Source organism: Solilutibacter tolerans (genome assembly GCF_900155935.1).
GTDB classification, from domain to species: domain Bacteria; phylum Pseudomonadota; class Gammaproteobacteria; order Xanthomonadales; family Xanthomonadaceae; genus Solilutibacter; species Solilutibacter tolerans.
This window is the reverse complement of record NZ_FTLW01000002.1, coordinates 292,931-313,751: the sequence shown is the minus strand read 5'-3', so window position 1 is coordinate 313,751 and position 20,821 is coordinate 292,931. Positions and strand designations below refer to the sequence as shown.

The window sequence follows — 20,821 nt, the reverse complement described above, 5'->3', positions numbered from 1 at the left end:
GTCAGTTGCGTAGTTGCTCCAACGACAAGCCATGCTTGCGGCATAGTCGGTAGATGGTGACGCGCGAGACTTTCAGCTTGCGCGCACAAGCGCTGACGTTGTAACCGGTTTCGCGCAGGGTTTCGATCAAGGTTTCATGCTCGGCGTGGACGCGGGCGCTGTCCAGACCACTGGCGACTTGCGCGCCGGTATCCAAGCCAAGGTCTTCTTCGCTGATCATGCTGGCGGTGGCCACGACGGCTGCGCGGCGAACACGATTCAACAACTCTCGAACATTGCCTGGCCATGCGTGTGCCGCCATGCTGCGGCGGGCGGCGGGGCTGAAGCCGCGCGCGATCGTCGCCGGATGATCGTCGCGAAAGTCGCTCAGGAAATGATGGGCCATGAGCTCGATGTCATCGCCACGCTTATGCAGCGGCGGCATCTGCAAACGAAGGACGTCCAGGCGGAACAGCAGGTCGTTGCGGAAATTGCCGGCATCCACTGCGCGATGCAGGTCGATGTGCGTGGCAGCAATCACGCGCACATCGACAACCACAGGCTGGCTGCCTCCCACGCGCTGCAGGCTGCCCTCTTGGAGGACGCGCAACAAGTTGACTTGCGCATCCAGCGGAAGGTCGCCGATTTCATCTAGAAAAATGGTGCCGCCGTGGGCAGATTCGAAATGACCGATCCGCCGCGTGGTCGCACCGGTGAATGCGCCGCGCTCGTGACCGAACAATTCCGATTGGATCAGGTTGGTCGGCATCGCGCCACAGTTCACCGCAACGAAAGGCCCTTCCGCGCGCGAGGAGAGTTCATGCAATGCGCGCGCGGCCAGCTCCTTGCCGGTACCGGTCTCGCCGCAGATCATCACCGGCAACGCGATTGGCCCGTACTGATGCAGGCGTGCGCGCACCTCTAACATGGCCTGGCTTTGGCCAAGCAGCATATCTATCGCGTTGGCTTGCGGGCCATGCGAACGGCTGCTTGCATGCGCACTGCATTCCTCCAGCGCCCGCTGCAAGGTGTTGGTTTGTAGCGGCAAGGACACATCGGCGGTGCAGGTGCGCAGCAAGCGCTGCACATCCTGATCGGTGCGGGTTCGGGGATCGACGATCGCCAACACAGGCAAATCGGGATGGGTCAAAGCCAGCTGCTCGGCCTGCGAGAGCACATCGGCATCCAGCGAGCGCGTATCGATGCACACCACCACGGTCTCGTTGCCGCGCATGCCAATCTGCGCGGTCTGATCCGCTTCGATTGCACGCACGTTCCACCCCACGGCGGCCATGATTTGTCGATCTCGCGTACTCGGTTGGCCAAGCCAGATCAAGCAACGCTTTGTTGCTGAAGCAAAATCCATTCCCGTGCTACCTCCCCGTTGCGACTAGCAGCCGTACATCGGCCGTGGTCTTCGACAGGATGGCCCCCCTGCGTGCCAGTTCCCTACCGGCTTGCGCATCCGCCCACAAAGATACCACCGTGGCAGATATTTCCTGCAGCTGGGATGTGTGGGCGGACGAGAGCCGCCCATGTTTCCAGCCGACGTTTTGAAGTGGGCGGTGATGTCCAGTCAAGGCATTTTCGTGGCATCGGGTGGGTGTAGTTGATGGGCCCGAGCATCAACAGGCAGCACGCATCCCGTGTCGGTTCATGAGGCGATACAGGGTGACGCGCGAAACCCCCAACTCGCGGGCAGACTCGCCAATGCGATGTCGATTCCGGCGAAGCGCGGTGAGGATCGCATCACGCTCGGCGCCGGCGCGGGCTTCATCCAGAGTCAGGGCGGGCAAGGCGTCTTCGTTGTTGAGGCCCAGGTCGCTGGCCGAGATGTAACGACCTTCGGCCTTGATCACGGCCTGACGAACGCGATTGTGCAGCTCGCGGACGTTCCCTGGCCAAGCATGCGCTTGCAGCTGGCGCAGGGCGCAAGGGCTGAAACCTTTGATCCGGCGCCCATACTCGCTGGCATATTTCATCCGTGCGTGATGGGCGATGTGTTCGATGTCCTCACCGCGCTCGCGCAACGCCGGCAGCTGCAAGCGAAGCACGCTAAGACGATGATAGAGATCGGCGCGGAAGCGTCCCTCCGCCACGGCAGCTTCCAGGTCGTGATGGCTGGCCGAGATAACGCGGACATCGACGGGGATGCCGTCTTCGGCACCTGGCTTCATCAAGCGGCCAGTTTCAAGCAAGCCCAGTAACATGGCCTGGCTATCAAGAGGAAGGCGATCCGCCTCGTCCAAGAACAGCGTTCCGCGATGCGCCGATTCGATTCGTCCGCGTTGTTGCTCGTGTCCGGCCAGCATCGATAGCAGGGCCCCTGGCGCACTGCTTTCGCAATGGATGGTGATGAATGGTTTGCCGGCGCGGGCAGAGTGCTCGTGCAATGCCATTGCGGCCAGCTCTTTGCCGGTGCCGGTTTCCCCGGCGATGAAAACCGGCGCATCGTTGGATGCGGTTAGTCGCAGCAGCCGGAACAGCGAGCGCATCTCGGGGCTTTCACCAACCATTCCGCCGAAGCCGGCATCGTCATGGGGCAAGTAAGTCGTGCCGCGACCCAGCCAGGCCAAGCCAAATGCATGGCCGATAACCGTATCCAGGACGTCATCGGGGCAGGGCAACGTGACGAAGTCAAAGCAGCAATCGCGCACCAGCTGACGCATGCTGTCATCGGCGATCGTGCGGGCATCGGTCATGGCCACGCATCCCAAACGCGGATGCGAGAGGACCGGCGTCAGTTCTGCCACGGCTTCCTCAGAGCCCAGGTCGCGCAGGTCGATCAAGCCCGCCGCGGCGACAAGATCATCGCGGTCATGCAGGAAGCATTTCAGCGAAGGCAGGTCGGCGAAATGATGGACCTGCCAGCCCAGGCTACCAAGGCGCAGTACGAAGGGCATCTGAGCGTGCAGACGCGATGACAGCAAAAGCAGTGTCCGTTGGGCGGGGAGGGGTGGCAGGGCCATCCGGAACCACCAGGCATCGTCTCAGGAAACCTGAACATAACACGAACAACGCATAAATGTGAACTAAGTCACAAATTTCATAAGACGATCTGGCTGCGCGTTCAGCCAGGCAGGGCGTCGTGCTCCAGGTGGTAACGGGTCGCCGCTTCGACCTCTTTCTTTGAGCCGAGGAAAACCGGCACGCGCTGATGCAGCTGGTCGGGCGTGATATCAAGGATGCGCATGCGGCCATTGGTCGCGGCGCCGCCGGCCTGCTCGATCAAGAGGCTCATCGGGTTGGCTTCGTACATCAGGCGAAGCTTCCCGGGTTTGCCTGGGTCTTTCTTGTCCCATGGATAGATGAAGACGCCGCCACGGGTGAGGATGCGATGTACGTCTGCCACCATCGAAGCGATCCAGCGCATGTTGAAGTCCTTGCCGCGCGGGCCTTCCCTGCCGATCAACAGGTCATCGACGTACTGCTGCATCGGCGCTTCCCAATGCCGCTTGTTCGACATGTTGATGGCGAATTCCTTGGTTTCCTCGGGCACGGTCATGCTGCGCGTGGTCAGTACGAAGCTGCCTTGTTCGCGATCCAGGGTGAACTGATGCACGCCGTGGCCGACGGTCAGGATCAGCGTGGTCGAGGGGCCGTACACACAATAGCCGGCAGCGACCTGGTCACAACCGGCCTGCAGGAAGTGCGCGTCTTCAGGCGTGGTCACGCCTTCGGGGCAGCGCAGCACCGAGAAGATGGTGCCGACCGAGACGTTCACATCGATATTGGATGAGCCATCCAGGGGATCGAACAGCAGCAGGTAGTTGCCGCGCGGGTAGACATCCGGGATCGGCTGGCTGTGCTCCATTTCCTCGGAGGCAAGGCCCGCCAAATGGCCGCCCCAGGCATTCGCTTCCAGCAGCACATCGTTGGCGATGACATCGAGCTTCTTCTGCGCCTCGCCTTGCACGTTACCGGTGCCGGCATCGCCCAACACGCCGCCCAACGCACCCTTGCCGACCGCAACCGAGATGGTCTTGCAGGCACGGGCCACGACTTCGATCAGCAAACGCAGGTCGGCGCTGACGTGGCCGGCGCGCTGCTCCTCGATCAAATAGCGGGTGAGCGAAATCGGTTGGTCGACGGGCGGCATGGCGAAGCTCCGGTGGAATCTCGCCATTGTCGCCCAGCTCGACGCGAAGGCGAAACCTCAGTTGCCGGGCAAACGCAGCCACACCGCATTGGCGGGCGCATCGGCCGCAAGCGCGCGGCGATCATCGGCGTTGGCACCGCGCGCGGTAGTCACCAGGACACCTTCGGCGCGCGCCAACTCCGACACGTCGCGTGCGCGCTGGATGGCGGCGTCTTCGTCCTGGGCAATGCCGACCACCTCGATCCCGTTTGCCTGCCAGCGCTGCATCGCCCAGAGCTGGGTGGCCAAGGTCGAAGAAGGCCCTGGCTGCAACTTGCCGTCGGCATCCACCGCCCACGGCACGGGCGGCAGGGTTTGCAGCGGCGGCAATACGCGCGGCGGCGGTGCGGATTCGCCGACCACACCTGCCAACTCGCCTTCCAACGCGCGCGCTTGCGCCAGCGACATGACGCCAGGGTTGAGGCGCAGGCGCATCACCCCATCGTTGGCGGGTTGCTCCAGTGTGCCGATGCGCGAAACCAGCGCCTCCAGCACCGACAAGCGGGCTTCGCGCTGGCTCTGCATGGCCTGGCCGCGCTGTGCATCCGCCTGTTTGAGTGACGCGATGGAGCGGCTGAGTTCGGACAAGGTCGCCTGTTGGTTGGCGATGCTCTTGTCGTCGGCGGTGACCACTTCACGCAATTGCACGTCCACCTTGCGATCGAGCTGGCGGGTCAATATCTCGCTCAGGCGCTCATCCAGGCCATTGACGTAACGGGGCGTCATCAGCACCGCGTCCACGGTGAAGGCGTTGCCGACCGGATCCACCCGCAAGGCCGATACGCGCCCGCCAGACTCGGCAGCCGCGGCATCCAGCGCAGCGCGAATGCTGACTTCTGCCTGGGTTTGCAGGGCGATCCGACGCAGCGACAAGCCCAGCGGAATCGACAGCAGGACGAAGGTGCCGATGATGAGGCCGGCCTGCCACGCGGTTTGCTTGGGCGAATCGCTGCCGCCAAAGCCATACAGGCGCGCAACGACCGTTGCAGAGAGCGATATCGCCAGCAAGTTGGTCATCAGCAGCAAGCCCGCGCCGCCAACGATGCTCCAGTTCGCGAGCGCGAGGCCATAGGCCACGACTGCCAGTGGCGGCATCAACGCCGTGGCGATGGCGACACCGACGATGGTCTCGCCTTTCTGCGTGATGGTGGCATACGCACCGGCAAGGCCGGAGAACACCGCGACCAGCAAATCGAAGAAGGTCGGCTGCGTACGCGCAAGGATCTCGGGCGTCGCCTGTTTGAGTGGCGACAGCCAGACGATGATCATCGCCATCGCCAAGGCCAACACGATGCCGACGCCTATCGTTTTGAGCGCCGAACGTACGGTGCGGAAGTCGAATGTGGCCAGACCCATGCCGAGCTCGATGATCGGCCCCATCAACGGCGCGATCAGCATGGCGCCGATGATCACGGCCGCTGAATTCTGCAAGAGCCCCAGCATCGCGATGCCGCAGGCCATCAGCGTCATGAAGGCGAATCGCGGCCCCAGTGCGCCGGCATCGTCCACGTGGCTGAGCACGGCGACGCGGTCGATCGAGTCAACGAGTTCGTTCTTGCGCCATTGGCGCAGCCAACGCCAGAAGGCGCGCGGGGTCGGGAGGTCGTTCAGGTTCATCCGCGCAGGGTAATGCGACTGGCGTCAAGAAGCAGCAATGGTCAGATGATCCGCAAGGTGATCGCCTTCAAGACGGCGCGGGTGCGGTCTCGCGTATCGAGTTTTTCCAGGATCGCCGAAACGTAGTTTTTCACCGTGCCCTCGGCCAGGAACAGGCTGCGCGCGATTTCTTTGTTGCTGTAGCCGCCTGCCATCAGGCGCAGGACGGCGACTTCACGCTGGCTGAAAAGTGCAAGGGGGGCATCCTCTGCGTGGTAGCGATACCGCGCCCGCACCGGAGCGGTGCTCACGGGCTGCAAGAGCGACTCGCCGGAGGCGGCGCGAACGATGGCGTCTTGCAGGTCTTCCGGCGCGGCATCCTTGAGCAAAAACCCTTGTGCGCCAGCATCACAGGCCGCGAGTAGTAATTCGCTGTCATCAAACGTGGTGAGGAAGACGCAAGGCGTGGCATTGCCGCTTGCTCGCAGCATGCGCAGCGCTGCGATGCCATCCATGCCGGGCATGCGGATGTCGGAAAGGATGAGGTCGACCGGCTGTCGGGCGAGGTGTTGGATCAACTCTTCGCCACTCTCAGCCTCGAACGCGACTTGGATACCTTGGCGCTCCAGCAGCGCGACCAAACCTGCGCGCACCAGGGCTTGGTCGTCGACCAATGCTATGGAGAGGGGCGTCGCACTCATGCAGGCAACATCACGTCGAGGCGCAGGCCGCCGTGCGGGCCACGTGTTAGCGACAGGCTTCCGCTGCGCTCTTCAATGCGCTCGCGCATGCCGGTTAGGCCATTTCCTTCGCGCAGTGCGCCACGCAATTTGCCGTCATCCTGGAGCGCGATGTGCAAACGGTTTGCTTGCATCGACATATCAACCCGCAAGATCTTTGCAGCACTGTGCCGCGCCGTGTTGGTCAGGGCTTCCTGCACGATGCGAAGCACGGTTTCTGCCAGAGACGGATCGCTGATGCGCACGGCTGGTGCCATGTGCAGGTCAAGGCGCGTGGCAGGAAATGGTGCAGCCAGCGCTTGCAAGGAGGTGGCGATGTCGAGTCCGTCGGCATCGCGCAACGTGTGCACCACGCCGCGCACATCATCGAGTAATTCGGCCGACAACTGGTCGCACAACTTCAGGCGACCAGAGATACCAGGCTCGCCCGCGAGAGAGCGCAGGTTGATGCGCAAGGCGGTCAGTTTGTGGCCAAGCACATCGTGTAGTTCGCGAGCGACGCGCATGCGTTCGGCATCGCGACTGGCATCGGCCAGCAGGCTGCGAGTGGCAAGCAAGTCTGCATTGACACGTGCCAGTCGATCGCGAGCTTCTTCGGCGCGACGTGATGCCTGCACGGTGATGCCGGCGAACATCTGGAAGCCCACGTAGATCAGTACCATCATCAGGGCTTGGTCATGATCCTTGGCGCGCAGGATCAGGTACATCGCAAGATTGAGTGTCAGTGCGACGACGACGACCCAGCGCATCGGCCAGCACGTCGCAAGGCCTGCGACCAGCATTACCAGCAACACGGGTGCAACACCGCTGGCGGCAGACAGCCAGATCAAACCTAGTGCCGACGCGGCCTGCATGATCAACAGCAACAGGCGCAAGGCCGAGTCGCGGGGGACAAAATCTTCGCCGAAAAAAGCGAACAGGAAAACGAGCGCCATGGCCCAGCGCAGGCCAAGCGCCTCCGGTGGACCGTACTGCAAGGTAAAAGCCACGGCCGCCCACGTGAACAGGCCCGCGAGATTCAGCGGGCGCAGCAAACCGCGCAGGTGTTGGCGAAAGGACGTAGGCATGACGCCATGCTGAAGAGCGCGACAAGCGATGGCAAGACGCATGCGCAAGAAAGTGACTTCCGGCAGGGTGTGGTGGTGACCGTTGGGCCTGTGATGTGCAATGCGCGGAGTGGACGATGAGAGCCAGTCCACTGGAGCGTATCGAGATGCCCGCCTATCCCTACTTTGTTGCATTACACGCACTATTGGGCACGGTATCGCTCATCACCTTCTGGTCGGCCGCGGGGATGAAAAAAGGCAGCCAGCGACATCGCACCATCGGCAAGATTTTTTTGCTGGCGATGTGTGGAGTAATCGTCAGCGGCATCCCCTTGGTGGTCGAGTACGTCTTCTTTCGCCAAAATCTGGTTAGTGGTGCGTTTCTCGCTTATTTGCTGCCATTGACTGCGCAGGCCTGCTGGCTGGCGTGGCGTGCGGTGACCGACAAGCGCGACTGGCGGGTGATGACATCGCGTGTCGGTTGGCATTTGGTGTTGTGGTTGCCCGTGCTATCTGCCCTGCCGGTATTGGCACTCGGGCTGATGAAGATGCAATGGTTGTTCATCGGGTTTTCGATGATCGCCCTCATAAATGCCTGGCAGATGCTGCGGTTTGCCAAACGCGGGCCGAGCAAGCCGAACTGGCACGTCGTGCAGCATTATCAAGGGATGTTGGGCGCAGGAGTCGCCACGCATGTCGCCTTTCTCGGCATCGGCATGCAACCGGTATGGCGCTGGTTGAAAACAACGACGGATGTGCCGCCGGTGCTGATCGAGCTGTTTCCGTGGTTCGCACCGTTGGCGGTGGCGATGGCCGCCGCCGTCTGGCTGGGACGCAAATACAACCGCCCTCGCGCAGTACGCAACAACGCGAGGTTTCAATAGGGCTAAGCGTGCTGCGGCTAGGTGATGATCAGGTATCCGCGTCGGTCGGCCAGCCTTCACCACTGCCGCGATGGATCACGCGGTCATCGGCCTGCAGCTCACCTGCGGGGAACGAGGGCAAATCGGCCAGGCGCTCGTAGATCGGCGTGAAGTCGGGGCCGGTCGCTTCCATTAATTGCTCGAAACTATCGATGACGAAATAGGTCTTCTGGTAACTGTCGATGCGATAGCGCGTGCGCATGATGCGCTCAAGGTCAAAGCCAACGCGGTTGGGCGAATCCGATTCCAGCGAATAAATGCTTTCGCCCTTGGATGACACGATGCCGCTGCCATAGATGCGCAGGCCATCTTTCTGCTGGATCAAGCCGAATTCCACCGTGTACCAGTACAGGCGCGTCAGGTGGACCAGTGCATCGGGGTTGATGCCATGTGCCTTCACGCCGCCGCGGCCATACGCCGCCATGTAATCGGCAAACACCGGCACCATGAGCAGCGGCACGTGACCGAACAGATCGTGGAAGAGATCAGGCTCTTCGATGTAATCGAGTTGGTCCGGGCGACGGATCCACCACGTCACCGGAAAGCGGCGGTTGGCGAGATGATCAAAGAAGTCGAGTTCCGGCAGCAAGCCTTCGACACCGATGATCTCCCAGCCGGTCGCGGCTTTCAGCACGGCATTGAGGTCAGCAAACTTGGGGATGCGGTCGGGCGTCATGCCCATTGCATCCTGCGCGACAAGGAACTCATCGCTCGCACGGCCCACCAGCAACTCACGTTGGCGTTGATACAACATGCGCCAGACATCGTGATCGGTTTCGCTGTAACCCTCCCACGGCTGGTCGATGATGCCGGTCGCGTAAACCGGGACCTTGCCCTTGTCAGTGACGATGTTCTCGACGCGGCGTGGAGTGCTGTTCATACAATGATTCTACGCCGCGGGCCAAGCGCGCGCTTGCGCTGGATCAAGGCAGGACGATCAAGGCAGGACGCGCAGGTGATAGTCGCGACTTCCCTTCAATGTACAGCTGGACGGACCTGTCGATAAACAACGGACTTCTGCGCGCTGACCGACCGCGGGCAGGCTGTTGGGCTCACCCCAGACGGGGTTGTTGAGGCGCTCGCCGGTCATCGTCGTGACCACCACGCCATCGACGGTTGCGGTGCACACGCCATCGACATAACAGCCGGTATCGATGGCCGAAACCTTGCCACTGAAGGTCAATACGCCGTTTGCATCTGGCCTGGGCGATGTCGATGCGCAGGCAGTCAACATCACCGTGGCAGCAACGAGGGCAGCAAAAAATTTCATCGGCGACATCCACGATTGAAGATGCGGGGATATTGCAGCGCCGCGTCTTCGTAACCGGTGAAGACAAGGGCTGAAGACAAAAGGGTTGGCGGTTTCGATCTTTCTCGTTGCGAAAGTCGATGTGCGCAATGCGTCAAGGAACATATTGTTGCTAGCGCGCGATGGCGTCGCTGCTACGGTTGTCATACGCGCATGATCGGCAACGGGGCTGGACTGTCTGCCAGCCCCATTGAGCCGGATCAGCGCAGACTGACCTTCAATTCGAATGTTTTGGGCGCTGCATTGCGACGCGCCTCGGCGCGCACTTGGGCGACACGGATTTCGTATTCGCCCGTTTCAGGCAGCATCGCATCCAATTTGTCCAAGGGGCCGGCGATAGCGGTGTCCTTGGCGCTTGGCGCAAACAACAACGCAATCAAATACGGGCTGCCGATCAGGACCACCTCGATACGCTGACCTGCCTGCCCTTGCATGCGAAAGCTGCAGCCAGCATGCCCGGCGACCTTCCCAGATGCTGTCGCGGCGTTGTTGCCTGCGGCAAACGTAATGGTTTGATCGCAAGCGGTAGCCACCGCTGTCGATGTTGCTTTAGTACCCGGTGCTTCGGCGATGGGCGTAGCCGATACCGGCGCGGGCGAGGCTGCGCTGGCGGCGGCAGATGCGGTTTCAGCGGCGGGGGGAGTAGTGCGCGCATTTTGTGCCGCATCGTTGGCGGCTGGTGTACAGCCGATGAGTGCGGCAGCGAGGGCGAACGGCAAAGGGGCGTGGACAAGCTTCATATCAATATCCAATGGGTGCCGATCAATCAGTGGCGGCGCAGCTGCTATCGCGTCCAATCCAGCGGCCCAGCTTGTCCAGCAAGCTGGGATCGCATTTTGGTTTGGCTGGCGGCGGCGTGCGCTTGGCGATGGCCGCGGCGCGCGCACGCTGCCAAGCAGCGATCTTCGCCTTGATCTGCGGCATCGCTGCCTGGGTCGCGCGTTCGCCTTCCAGGATCGCGACATTCTTTTGCTCGAAATCCGCCGAACCAATCTTGCCGACGCGTGGGCGGATCACGATGTCCGCGCGCGCGAGTTCTTGCTCGCCCAGCTTCTGGCCCATGATCGTGATTGACTGGTTGACGATGCCAAGCATGCTGCCCGGCTTGTTCCCCGCCGCCTTGCTGGAGATATCCACCGCGATAACGACATCCGCACCCAGGTCTCGCGCGGCATCGACCGGTACGGGGCTGACCACGCCGCCATCGACATAACGGGTCTTGCCGATTTGCACGGGCTCAAACACACCGGGAACACTGCTGGAGGCGCGTACCGCTTGTCCCGCATTGCCGCGGACGAAGACCGTGCGCTTGCCGGTGGAAAGTTCCGTCGCCACCGCGCCGAACGGTTTGTTGAACGATTGCATCGGCTTTTGCTTCAGCAGGGTATTGACGTAATCCTGCAGCTTCTGGCCTTTGACGAGGCCGCCGGAAAACAGGCTGACATCGCGGATCTTGGTTTCATCCAGCGCGAAGGCCTGCGTTTGCAATTGATACGGGGTCATCCCGCTGGCGTACAGGGCGCCGACCACGCTGCCCGCACTGGTGCCGGCGACCACATCGGCCTGGATGCCGTTGGCTTCCAGCATCTTGATCACGCCGATGTGCGCAAAACCTTTCGCCGCACCGCCGCCGAGCGCGAGGCCGATCTTCGGCTTGGGCAGCGGTGCTTGCACGGTGGGCTTCGAGGCGGGCACAGCCGTCTTGACCGGTGCACTGCCGCATGCCGCGAGCGCGCAGGCCGCGGCAACGAGAGAAAGAGAACGAAGCGACATCATCATGACCATCGCACCATTGTCGGCGATGCGCGTGGCGCGATCACCACGCCACGCGTCATCGGCCACGCAGCGTTCAGAACGGGCTGTCACCGTCGAGGATGCGACCCAGGCCGCCCAGCACCGAGCCTTCGCCGACATTCTTGCCGCCGGCCTGCGGCGCGGCCGCCAGCATGCGACCGGCCATGCGTGAGAACGGCAACGACTGCAGCCACACCTTGCCCGGGCCACTCAACGTGGCGAGGAACACGCCTTCGCCGCCGAACAACATGCTCTTGATGCCGCCGACCGGGCGGATGTCCATGTTGATGGTGGATTCGAATGCCGCCACGCAGCCGGTATCGACATCGATGCGCTCGCCCGCGCGCAGCTCGCGTTCGACCAGCGTGCCGCCGGCATGCACGAACACCCAGCCATCGCCATCGAGCTGCTGCATGATGAAGCCCTCGCCGCCGAACAAGCCGGTTAGGATGCGCTTCTGGAAGAAGATGCCCAGCTTCACCCCGCGCGCGCCGGCGAGGAAGCTGTCCTTCTGGCAGATGATGCGGCCGCCATGTTCGGACAGACGCAGCGGGATCACGGTGCCTGGATAGGGTGCGGCAAATGCCACCTTCGCCTTGCCTTGGCCCGCGTGCGTGAACACGGTGGTGAAGAGGCTTTCGCCGGTCACCACGCGGCGCGCGCCGGCGAAGATCGCATCCATCACGCCACTGCCGCCACCTTCCTTGCGGCTGCCGTCGCCAAACACCGTGTCCATTTGCACAACGGCGTCCTTGTACATCAGTGCGCCGGCTTCGGCGACCGCGCTTTCGCCGGGGTCCAGCTCGATCTCGACGAACGGCATGTCGTTGCCGACGATGCGGTAGTCGATGTCGTCGGCCACCATGCGCGAGGACTGCGCGGCCGAAGGAATCGGCGGTAGGTCATCCGGCAGGCCCGCGCCGAAGGCTTCGGCAAATTCGGGCATCGCGCGTGCCGGCTGCCAGCCGGACAGGCCTTGCCGCCAGCACAGGGCATCGGGATGGGATTTCACATGGTCGAACGCGGCCTCGGGATCAAGCGGGCCGGTGCGCTCGGTCTGGCCGGGCTGGATGAAGAACCACTGCGACATGGGAAACTCCTTGTATCGGGACGCGGGTTGTCAGGCCCTCAGCATGCGATCAGCAGCGCCTCACCGTCACCGGCCGGAAGTCATGTCGATGTCGCTTCGTTCATCGATCGGACGGAGTTGTGCGGCGGAACGGCAGCACGTTGTTTTCATCGTCGGGAGCGGCTGTATCGCGATGCCACAACACCGGCACATTCTCCGGCCGCGCGGGCTCGAACTGCGCATCCAGCAAGGCCTGGCGTTCGGCTTCTTCTTCCTCCAGCTCCCAGCTGTATTTGCGTCGCGGCGGCATCGGATCGGCGCGGCGGAACAACCAGGCGGAGATCGCGCCACCCAGCGCGCCACCCAAATGCGATTGCCAGCTGATCCCGGGCTCCTGCGGCAGCACGGTCAGCAGCATCCCGCCATAAAAGAGAAAGGCCAGCATGCCGGCAGCAATCGCCGCACGATCACGCCGGAGCAGTCCCAGCGTGAACACCAGGAAGCCCAAGCCATGGGTCACGCCGCTGGCGCCGAGATGATGTTCGCCTGGGCCGCCCAAGAGCCATGCGACCAAGCCCGACGTGACCCACATGATGGGCAGGGCGCGGATCGTGGCGCGCGGATACACGCTGCCGGCCAGCGTGCCCAGCATCAGTATGGCGATACTGTTCATCGCCAAATGCTTCAGATCGCCATGCAGGAGCGGCGCCGTAATCACGCCAACCAGGCCCGCCAGGTCATGCGGCATCACCGTGAACTGGCGGAAATCAAAGGCCGATTGGCTGAAGAAGATCACCGTCAGCACCAGCACGGTCGCCAAGCTCATATTGAAGGCGCGCAAGAGGCGCCTGCGATCCTGGGCGCGCTGGGCGGGGGTGTCGGGGATGTCGTCTTGTGGCAGGTCCATTACGCAGACATGGTGGCAAAGGCCCGGCATTCAACCCGAGGAATCCGCCTTGGCCGGGTGGCGCAGGCTGAGCACCACCACACCCGCCAAAATTACCGCTACCACGCCTAGCGACGCGGCCACCGGGATCTTGTAGACGTCGATCAGTAGCATCTTGGCGCCGATGAACATCAGGACCAATGCCAAGCCGTAAGGGAGCAGATGGAAGCGATCCGCCATACCCTGCAAGAGGAAGAACATCGCGCGCAGACCCAACACGGCGAAAACGTTGGACGTCAGCACGATGAACGGGTCATCGGTGATCGCGAAGATGGCCGGGATCGAATCCACCGCGAAAATGACATCGGTAATGCCAATCAAGGCAATTACCGCAAACAAAGGCGTCAACCAACGCACGCCATCGCGGGTGACGCTAAGCGCATCCCCTTGGTAATCCTGGGTCAGGCGCAAGTGGCGGCGCATCCATTTCAACGCGGGGTTCCGCTCCAGGTCGGGGGCGTGGCCGGCGCTGCGCATCATCTTGTAACCGGTCAGTAACAGGAAGGCGCCGAAGACATACAGAATCCAGTGGAATTTGGCCAGCAGCAACGCGCCGACGAAGATCAGGATGGCGCGCAGCACGATGGCCAGCAGGATGCCGATGATCAGCACGCGCTGGCGCTGGATCTCCGGCACCGAAAAGTAGGTGAAGATCATCAGAAAGACGAAGATGTTGTCGACCGCCAGCGACTTCTCCACCAAATAGCCGGTCAAGAACTCCAGACCGACGCGATTAGCCTCCGCAGCGTCCGATTGCTGGCCCACGTACCACCACAGCCAAGCGTTGAAAGCGAGTGCCAGCAACACCCAGCCTGCGCTCCACCACGCGGCCTCCTTGAAGGTCACCTTGTGCGGGCCGCCATGGCGCAGCAATACCAAGTCGATCACCAGCGCAAGCACCACCAACAGGCCGAACACGGCCCAAAGTAGGGGGTTACCAATAGTTTCCATAGTCACGTTGTCCGTCAAAGTGTGCGCAAGGCACGAGACGGCTCTGGGGCTTCTGATCGAAGACGCACCTTAGCCGCATGGGCGAAGGTCTGGCTCACAGGCTGGTCTGCCTGCCACGACGCCGGGGACGGATCCGAAATGACGACGACGTGATTGGGAGTTACTCCCCTTCTGGGGTCACAATAGCAGGCCGCAGTCCGGAAAATCCACCGTCTCATGACCTCAGATCTGCCCGTTGTACGCCTGAAGAACGCGTGGAAATCCACGCATCCGTGGATTTTCCAGCGTTTGGTTGAAAAGCCGCTGCAGAAGCCCAAGCCCGGCAGCCTGGTGCAGGCGTACGGCGTGGACGGGGCCTTTATTGGCACCGGTTTCTACAACGGCCATTCGCGGATCGCGTTGCGCATCTTGGAGACCAATCCGGATGTGGTGATCGATGCGGACTGGTTCTCGCACAAGATTGCCGAAGCGATTCGTCTGCGCCGCGAGGTGTTGAAGCTGGATGAAGTGTCCAACGCGTGGCGCGTGTTCCACAGCGAAGGCGATGGCATCAGCGGCCTGGTTATCGACCGCTATGACGACTTGCTGGTGGTCGGCTTCTTCAGCGCCGGCGCGTGGCGACACCGCGACATCATCTTCAATGTCTTGCGCGAGGCGTTTCCCGGCTGCCGCTTCCACAGCTTTGCCGACGAGCACGTGCAGAAGCAGGAAAGCTTCGATTACCGCGACACCCAAGGCACCGAGGCCGCGGTCATCACCGAGTACGGCATCCAGTTCAATGCGGATCCTGCCGGCGCACACAAAACCGGCTTTTTTGCCGACCAGCGCGAGAACCGCGAATGGTTATCGCACCAATGCGCAGGCAAGCGTGTGTTGGACCTGTGCTGCAATACCGGCGGTTTTGGTGTGTACGCAGCAGTGCGCGGCGCAGAAGAAGTGGTCGGCATCGACATCGACCCATCCGTACTCGACATCGCGCGCGCCAACGCGAAATTGAACGGCCTGCATGGCAAGGCGATGCCGCGCTTCGTACAGGCGGATATCTTTCCGTGGTTGCGCGACGCGCAAACCAATGGCGAGCGATTTGATGTGGTCATCCTCGACCCCGCCAAGATGACCCGCGACCGCGAGCAAGTGATCCCGGCGCTGAAGAAATACCTCGACATGAACAAGGCGGCGCTGGGCGTAGTGAAGCCGGGCGGCCTGTTCGCCACGTTCAGCTGCACGGGATTGGTGAGCGAGGAGCAGTTCCTCGACATGCTGCGCCGCGCCGCGTTCTATGCCGGACGCACGGTGCAGGTGCTTAAAGTAGCCGGCGCCGGTCCGGACCATCCGTGGCTGGCGCAGGTGCCGGAGTCGCGTTACCTCAAGGCGGTGTTCTGCCGGGTGCTGGACTGACGGATTGTCATGATCAAACCCATCGCCACCCCGCATCATGAGCGGCATCGCAGCGAACATATTGGATGGTTGCGCGCCGCGGTGTTGGGGGCGAACGACGGCCTGATATCCACCAGCTCCCTGTTGGTGGGCGTCGCGGCCGCATCGGCCTCCCCGCATACGATTTTGATGACCGGTGTGGCTGCATTGGTCGCCGGCGCGTTGTCGATGGCGGCAGGCGAATACGTCTCGGTGAGCTCGCAGGCCGACACCGAAAGTGCCGACCGGGCGAAGGAAGTGCGCGAGCTGGAAGAAATGCCCGAGGCCGAGTTCAGGGAGCTCACGCATATTTATGTGCAGCGTGGTCTGTCCAAATCGCTCGCCGAGCAGGTCGCGCGTGAGCTGACCGCCCACGACGCGCTGGGTGCGCATCTGCGTGACGAGCTGGGCATCGTAGGCCACATGAGCGCGCGCCCGGTGCAGGCGGCGCTGTCATCGGCGGGTGCATTTGCGTTGGGTGCGTTGCCGCCGCTGTTGTTGGCCGGGTTGTGGCCCGGCAGCAGCCTCAGCATCGCGATCATCAGCATGACTTTGGTGCTGTTGGGCGTGTTGGGCGCAATGGCCGGGTGGCTGGGTGGTGCGTCCATGGCCAAGGGTGCGGCGCGCGTATTGTTCTGGGGCGCATTGGCGATGGGGGCGACCTCGCTGATCGGTCGTTTGTTTGACGCGCAAGTGGCCTGATCTCCAGCGTTGAGACCGGCCTCGCTACACTGGGTGCATGGACAATCAAAACCTCATGCTTGTTTTGTTCCTGCTGGCCGTCGCCGGGGCCGTAGTCACCCTGTTGCTATGGCGACGAACGAGTTCCGCGCTGAGCGCGGTAGCGAGCCAGAATCAACAACTGCAGCATTCATTCACTGAATTGCAGAAGCAGTACGCTAACCTGTCAGTGGAGGCTGCGAGGTTGACTGAGCGTTGTGAGGCCATCCCCAGGCTTGAATCGGCGCGCGATAGTGCGTTGCAGCAGCTCGAAGAAGTGAAGCAGGCCGCCACGACATTTGAAGCACAGAACAAGGCACAAGAAAATGCCATGCAAACGGAAGTTGCACGCGGCAAATCGTTGCAGGAGCAACTGGATTTGCAGAGAGAGAAATTTCAGCAGTTGAAAACCGAACATGCAGATGCCACGGCGCATCTCCAACATGCATCACGTGCTAATTCTGAAATGCAGGCATTCCTTCTGGAAGCAAAAGCACGGCTCTCAGAATCATTCGCCGAACTTGCAGGCAAGGCTTTTGACGAGCGGTCGAAGCGAGCGGCCGAGCAGTCTCGAACGGACCTCGATACTATCTTGAAGCCATTTTCCGAGCGACTCAATAACTTCAGAGAGCGGATAGACACGCTTTATCAAGATGAAGCAAAAGAGCGTCGCGAACTGGCCGGTGCCGTCAACGCTCTGAAAACCCTGAACGAGAATATGGCGGGTAGCGCTGATGCTTTGACGCGCGCCTTGAAAGGTAATGCAAAAGTGCGCGGCGACTGGGGCGAGCTTATGCTCGAAAACGTCTTGCGTGGCTCAGGCCTGGAAGAAGGTTCACACTATGATCGGCAAAAGCGAAGCACGGACGAAGACGGCAAGACTTTGCAGCCAGACATCATCGTGCGGTTGCCTGATGACCGCCGTGTTGTGATTGATAGCAAAGTGAACTTGATCGCTTGGCAAGAAGCGATGAATGCCGATTCCCCTGAAGAGCAATTGGATGCCATGCGGCGTCATGCAGTGGCGTTGCGCCAGCATGTAAAAGATCTCGCCGAACGCAATTATCCAAAGTCAGTGGGGGAGAGTGCATTAGACATCACGCTGGCCTTTGTACCCATTGAGGGGGCACTGTCGGCTGCATTGGGGGCTGATGCTGATTTGCAAAGCTTCGCGTTCGAGCGACGCGTTGCTTTCGCGTCCCCCAATACCTTGATGGCCGTGCTGCGAGTGGTTGAGAGACTCTGGACTCGAGACAAGATTCAGAAGCAGGCGCTTGATATCAGCGAGGCAGGGGGTAAGGTGCTTGATGCTCTTCAAGGTTTCCTTTCGGATTTCGATCAAGTAGGAAAGAAGCTTTCAGAGGCACAAACGGCATTCAATAGCTCCCGCAACCGTTTGACCGAGTCTAATCAAGCAGTAATTCCTCGCGCGCGCCGCTTAGTTGAACTAGGCGCCCGGGGTAAAAAAGTGCTGGTAGAAGAACTGAAACCCGAAACGCAGGCGCTGCAGTGGATTTCGGAAAGGAAGAGCGGAGACTAAGCCCTTCTTAATGCCCTGCGATCAGGGCTGGATCGGGATCGCGTCGATCGGCACGTCGGGATTTTCGATTTCCTCGTCGAGGTAATCGGGCAGGCTGCTGTCCTGCTCTTGCTTGTCGCGAATGCCGCTCATGATTTGATAGTTGCGACGCTGCAGCCAGGCATCGCGATACAGCGCGTAATCGTCCGCCGCGCCTTCGCGCATGCGGTCGACCGAGAACAGGCGCGAACGAATATCGGCCAGTTGCAGGGTGCGCAGCGCGGTTTGCGCTTTTTCCTGCCCGATATGCGGCAGCGGCGAGAGCGGTGCGTCGCCCAACATGCCGAAGATGTCACGCACGGTGCGAGGCCCAAAGATCGGCAACTCCACATACCTTGAAGTGCGCCAGCCCCATACGGCGAGCGTTTGCCCGAAATCTTCGTCGCGGTAAGGCACCTTCATCCGGCTGGCGACATCGAACAGACCACCGACGCCCAGCGTGCTGTTGACGCTGAAGCGAAGCAGGGAGAACCCGGCGTCCTTGGGCCTGCCTTGCAACAGGGCATTCACCGCGCCGACCGGTTGGCCCAGATTGTTGAAGAAGTTGCTGACTCCGAGGCGCATCGGGCGCGGGATCGCCTTGACGTACAGGCGCGCGAGCGGCGCGGCGAAGTAGCGATCAATGAAGTTGTTGAGATCGTGGACGCGGCGGTTGAAGGGCTCCCACGGGTCGTAGCTGGAGGGCATCACCACGCCAGGCGGCAAGGTTGAGTCGGCGACCGGGTCGTATTCCGGGTTGCCGTAGAGCGCGTTGAAGTCGTCCTCGGCGGCGGTCAACGTGGGTGCTTGTTCGCTCTGCTGCGCGGGAGGTGTGGAAGCGGTTTCATCCACGGCCTTGGCAGTGATTTCTTCGGCGCTGCTGCTATCGGATGTCGATGCGGCTACCGCCGCAACATCGACCACGGCTTGCGTGCTGGCGTCGGCCGCTTCATCGCCCGTCACCTGGGTGGCAACGGTGCTCTGCCCGGACACGACCGCAGCAGGCGCTTGCTCGCGCACGTGTGATCCAGCGCATGCCGATAGCAGCAAGGCCATTCCAATTGCGAGCGCGCGGGGATCGAAGAGACGGGTCATGGGGGTGGGGATGACAGGGCTTGAGGATTATCGGCGATCAACCCGCCGCGCAGGCGAGTGATTCGTCCAGACGATAGGCGGTGCGCAATTCGGCGTAACCGTTTGGGCTGCCTTGGATATCGGCGATGCCGGCTTGGCGCGCCAGTGCCGAGAGCATCGCCAAGCCCGCGCTGTCGATGTGCGAAACGCCGCCCAATGCCAACTGGCGCGCGCCGGACAATAAGGGCTGCGCTTGCCGCCATGCGGATGCGACGACGGGGCGCGTCAGCACCCCGTCGAACACCAAGGCGTCACCGCGGCGCGTGACCGCGATGGTGGTGGCCTCAGCGATTGGCACTGGCCTGGATCCGACCGGTCTTGAGTTCAGCAGCCACCGCGCGGATACCGCGCTGCGACAACGGTGAGTCGAACTGGTTGCGGAAGGTCTGCACGAAGGACACGCCTTCGACCATCACGTCGAAGACCTGCCACTGGTTGCCGACTTTGCGCATCAGGTAGTCCACCGGAATCGGTTCGCCACCGGCGCGCAGCATTTCGCTGGACACGCGCACGCCACGATTGCCTGGCAGCGCCGTTTCGGACTTGATGCGCACGCGCAGCGCGGTGTTGAAGTCGAGCAGAGACGAGCCATAACGCGTCATCAGGTTTTCGGCCAAGGCATCGGAGAACAGCTTCACATCCGCGTCGGCGGCACCGCGCGCATGGCGACCCAGCACCAGGCGCGCCGCATAGTCGCGGTCGAACATCTGGTTGAATTCACTGTTGATGAAGGCGTTCAGTGCGCCGCGGTTCTTGGTGAACTCGGCACGACGCTTCTCCAACGTCGACAAGACGCGAGTGGTGTTGTCGAGCACCAGCTTGCTGGGCGTACCCACCATGCTTTGCGAGGAGGCAGCCGGCTTCTTCACGGCCTGCGCCTGCACAGGCGCGACAAGCGCGAAGGAGGCGGCGATGGCGAGCGGGAGGATCAAACGATTCATGGGGTGGTTTCCGTGGGGATTTCGGTGGGGGTCGCGGTGTTATTGACCGCGTCTTCGTCCGCTTCCGCGGGGGTTTCTTCGGGCTTCGGCGCGCCCGAGCCAAACATGTATTTACCGGCCAGTTGCAACAGATCCACGGCCGGCTGGGTGAAGGCGATTTCGTCGCCTGGCTTCAGCACTTCCACATCACCGCCGGGTTGCAGGCCAATGTAGGCCTCGCCCAAGAGGCCGCTGGTGAACACGCCTGCGGTGGTGTCGGCGGGCATGTCCTTGTACTTGTTGTCGATGGCCAAGGTGACGATGGAATCGTATTTAACCGGGTCCAGCTGAATGTCGGCCACATTGCCGATGGTGACGCCGCCGATCTTCACCGGACCGGACGCGCGCAGCTGGCCGATGCTGGAGAAGCGCGCCTTCAGCGGATAAGTGCCGCCGCCCATGGAGAACTTGCCATTGGTGGAGGCAAGTGCCAACACCAGCAGCGTCGCCAGTGCGAGCAACAGGAATGCGCCAACGGCGAATTCGAGACGGGGGCCACGGATACTCATGGGATCACCTTGC

Annotated in this window: 21 protein-coding genes; 4 read left to right on the top strand and 17 right to left on the bottom strand. The window is 61.9% G+C overall.

Annotation, left to right across the window (positions count from 1 at the left end; translation table 11 throughout):
- Position 1 precedes the first annotated feature (1 nt).
- The 6 genes from BW989_RS04590 to BW989_RS04565 form a co-directional block, all read right to left on the bottom strand.
- Complete coding sequence (locus BW989_RS04590) at positions 2–1,273, bottom strand: sigma-54 interaction domain-containing protein (RefSeq protein WP_425476641.1); 1,272 nt, start codon at positions 1,271–1,273, stop codon at positions 2–4.
- A 331-nt stretch (positions 1,274–1,604) separates the two neighbouring features.
- Positions 1,605–2,948 carry a sigma-54-dependent transcriptional regulator gene (locus BW989_RS04585; protein WP_076585816.1) on the bottom strand — a complete coding sequence of 448 codons (1,344 nt, stop codon included), beginning with the start codon at positions 2,946–2,948 and terminating at the stop codon, positions 1,605–1,607.
- 101 nt (positions 2,949–3,049) lie between these two features.
- Positions 3,050–4,078 (bottom strand): class 1 fructose-bisphosphatase, encoded by a 1,029-nt coding sequence (locus tag BW989_RS04580; protein ID WP_076585814.1) that lies wholly within the window; start codon positions 4,076–4,078, stop codon positions 3,050–3,052.
- Positions 4,079–4,135: 57 nt separating this feature from the next.
- Positions 4,136–5,734 carry a DUF389 domain-containing protein gene (locus BW989_RS04575; RefSeq protein WP_076585812.1) on the bottom strand — a complete coding sequence of 533 codons (1,599 nt, stop codon included), beginning with the start codon at positions 5,732–5,734 and terminating at the stop codon, positions 4,136–4,138.
- A 41-nt stretch (positions 5,735–5,775) separates the two neighbouring features.
- Positions 5,776–6,414 (bottom strand): response regulator, encoded by a 639-nt coding sequence (locus BW989_RS04570; protein WP_076585810.1) that lies wholly within the window; start codon positions 6,412–6,414, stop codon positions 5,776–5,778.
- Complete coding sequence (locus BW989_RS04565) at positions 6,411–7,520, bottom strand: sensor histidine kinase (RefSeq protein ID WP_076585808.1); 1,110 nt, start codon at positions 7,518–7,520, stop codon at positions 6,411–6,413. The genes BW989_RS04570 and BW989_RS04565 overlap by 4 nt, the downstream gene beginning before the upstream one ends.
- 116 nt (positions 7,521–7,636) lie before the next feature.
- Between BW989_RS04565 and BW989_RS04560 the strand changes: the two genes are divergently transcribed.
- Positions 7,637–8,383, top strand: coding sequence for a hypothetical protein (locus BW989_RS04560; RefSeq protein WP_076585806.1), 747 nt, complete (start codon positions 7,637–7,639; stop codon positions 8,381–8,383).
- A gap of 28 nt (positions 8,384–8,411) precedes the next feature.
- On the opposite strand, the gene phhA is transcribed toward BW989_RS04560, so the two are convergent.
- The 7 genes from phhA to BW989_RS04530 form a co-directional block, all read right to left on the bottom strand.
- Entirely contained in the window at positions 8,412–9,302 is an 891-nt protein-coding gene (gene phhA, locus BW989_RS04555) for a phenylalanine 4-monooxygenase (RefSeq protein WP_076585804.1), read from the bottom strand.
- Between the two features lie 57 nt (positions 9,303–9,359).
- The gene (locus BW989_RS12395) at positions 9,360–9,692 is read right to left on the bottom strand and encodes a hypothetical protein (RefSeq protein ID WP_129582813.1); all 333 of its coding nucleotides are present in this window, start codon (positions 9,690–9,692) and stop codon (positions 9,360–9,362) included.
- Positions 9,693–9,931: 239 nt separating this feature from the next.
- Entirely contained in the window at positions 9,932–10,471 is a 540-nt protein-coding gene (locus tag BW989_RS04550) for a hypothetical protein (protein WP_076585802.1), read from the bottom strand.
- A 22-nt stretch (positions 10,472–10,493) separates the two neighbouring features.
- Positions 10,494–11,516, bottom strand: coding sequence for a patatin-like phospholipase family protein (locus BW989_RS04545; protein ID WP_076586451.1), 1,023 nt, complete (start codon positions 11,514–11,516; stop codon positions 10,494–10,496).
- Between the two features lie 64 nt (positions 11,517–11,580).
- Positions 11,581–12,615 carry a TIGR00266 family protein gene (locus tag BW989_RS04540; protein ID WP_076585800.1) on the bottom strand — a complete coding sequence of 345 codons (1,035 nt, stop codon included), beginning with the start codon at positions 12,613–12,615 and terminating at the stop codon, positions 11,581–11,583.
- Between the two features lie 100 nt (positions 12,616–12,715).
- On the bottom strand, positions 12,716–13,501 hold the full coding sequence (locus tag BW989_RS04535) for a rhomboid family intramembrane serine protease (RefSeq protein WP_076585798.1): 786 nt from the start codon (positions 13,499–13,501) through the stop codon (positions 12,716–12,718).
- A gap of 30 nt (positions 13,502–13,531) precedes the next feature.
- The gene (locus BW989_RS04530) at positions 13,532–14,491 is read right to left on the bottom strand and encodes a TerC family protein (RefSeq protein WP_076585796.1); all 960 of its coding nucleotides are present in this window, start codon (positions 14,489–14,491) and stop codon (positions 13,532–13,534) included.
- 216 nt (positions 14,492–14,707) lie between these two features.
- Here BW989_RS04530 and BW989_RS04525 point away from each other — a divergent pair, with 216 nt between their 5' ends.
- The 3 genes from BW989_RS04525 to BW989_RS04515 are packed head-to-tail and all read left to right on the top strand — an operon-like array spanning position 14,708 to position 18,167.
- Positions 14,708–15,889 (top strand): class I SAM-dependent rRNA methyltransferase, encoded by a 1,182-nt coding sequence (locus BW989_RS04525; RefSeq protein ID WP_076585795.1) that lies wholly within the window; start codon positions 14,708–14,710, stop codon positions 15,887–15,889.
- 12 nt (positions 15,890–15,901) lie between these two features.
- Positions 15,902–16,609, top strand: coding sequence for a VIT1/CCC1 transporter family protein (locus tag BW989_RS04520; protein WP_207551627.1), 708 nt, complete (start codon positions 15,902–15,904; stop codon positions 16,607–16,609).
- Positions 16,610–16,646: 37 nt separating this feature from the next.
- Entirely contained in the window at positions 16,647–18,167 is a 1,521-nt protein-coding gene (locus BW989_RS04515) for a DNA recombination protein RmuC (protein ID WP_076585791.1), read from the top strand.
- 21 nt (positions 18,168–18,188) lie between these two features.
- Here the strand turns inward: BW989_RS04515 and BW989_RS04510 are convergent, their stop codons facing one another.
- From BW989_RS04510 to mlaD, 4 genes are all read right to left on the bottom strand, one after another.
- Complete coding sequence (locus BW989_RS04510; protein ID WP_242651296.1) at positions 18,189–19,205, bottom strand: MlaA family lipoprotein; 1,017 nt, start codon at positions 19,203–19,205, stop codon at positions 18,189–18,191.
- Positions 19,206–19,317: 112 nt separating this feature from the next.
- Positions 19,318–19,617 carry an STAS domain-containing protein gene (locus tag BW989_RS04505; protein ID WP_242651293.1) on the bottom strand — a complete coding sequence of 100 codons (300 nt, stop codon included), beginning with the start codon at positions 19,615–19,617 and terminating at the stop codon, positions 19,318–19,320.
- Positions 19,604–20,260 carry an MlaC/ttg2D family ABC transporter substrate-binding protein gene (locus tag BW989_RS04500; protein WP_076585789.1) on the bottom strand — a complete coding sequence of 219 codons (657 nt, stop codon included), beginning with the start codon at positions 20,258–20,260 and terminating at the stop codon, positions 19,604–19,606. Before BW989_RS04500 ends, BW989_RS04505 begins: the two co-directional genes overlap by 14 nt.
- Entirely contained in the window at positions 20,257–20,808 is a 552-nt protein-coding gene (gene mlaD / locus BW989_RS04495) for an outer membrane lipid asymmetry maintenance protein MlaD (protein ID WP_083688232.1), read from the bottom strand. The genes BW989_RS04500 and mlaD overlap by 4 nt, the downstream gene beginning before the upstream one ends.
- Positions 20,809–20,821 lie beyond the last annotated feature (13 nt).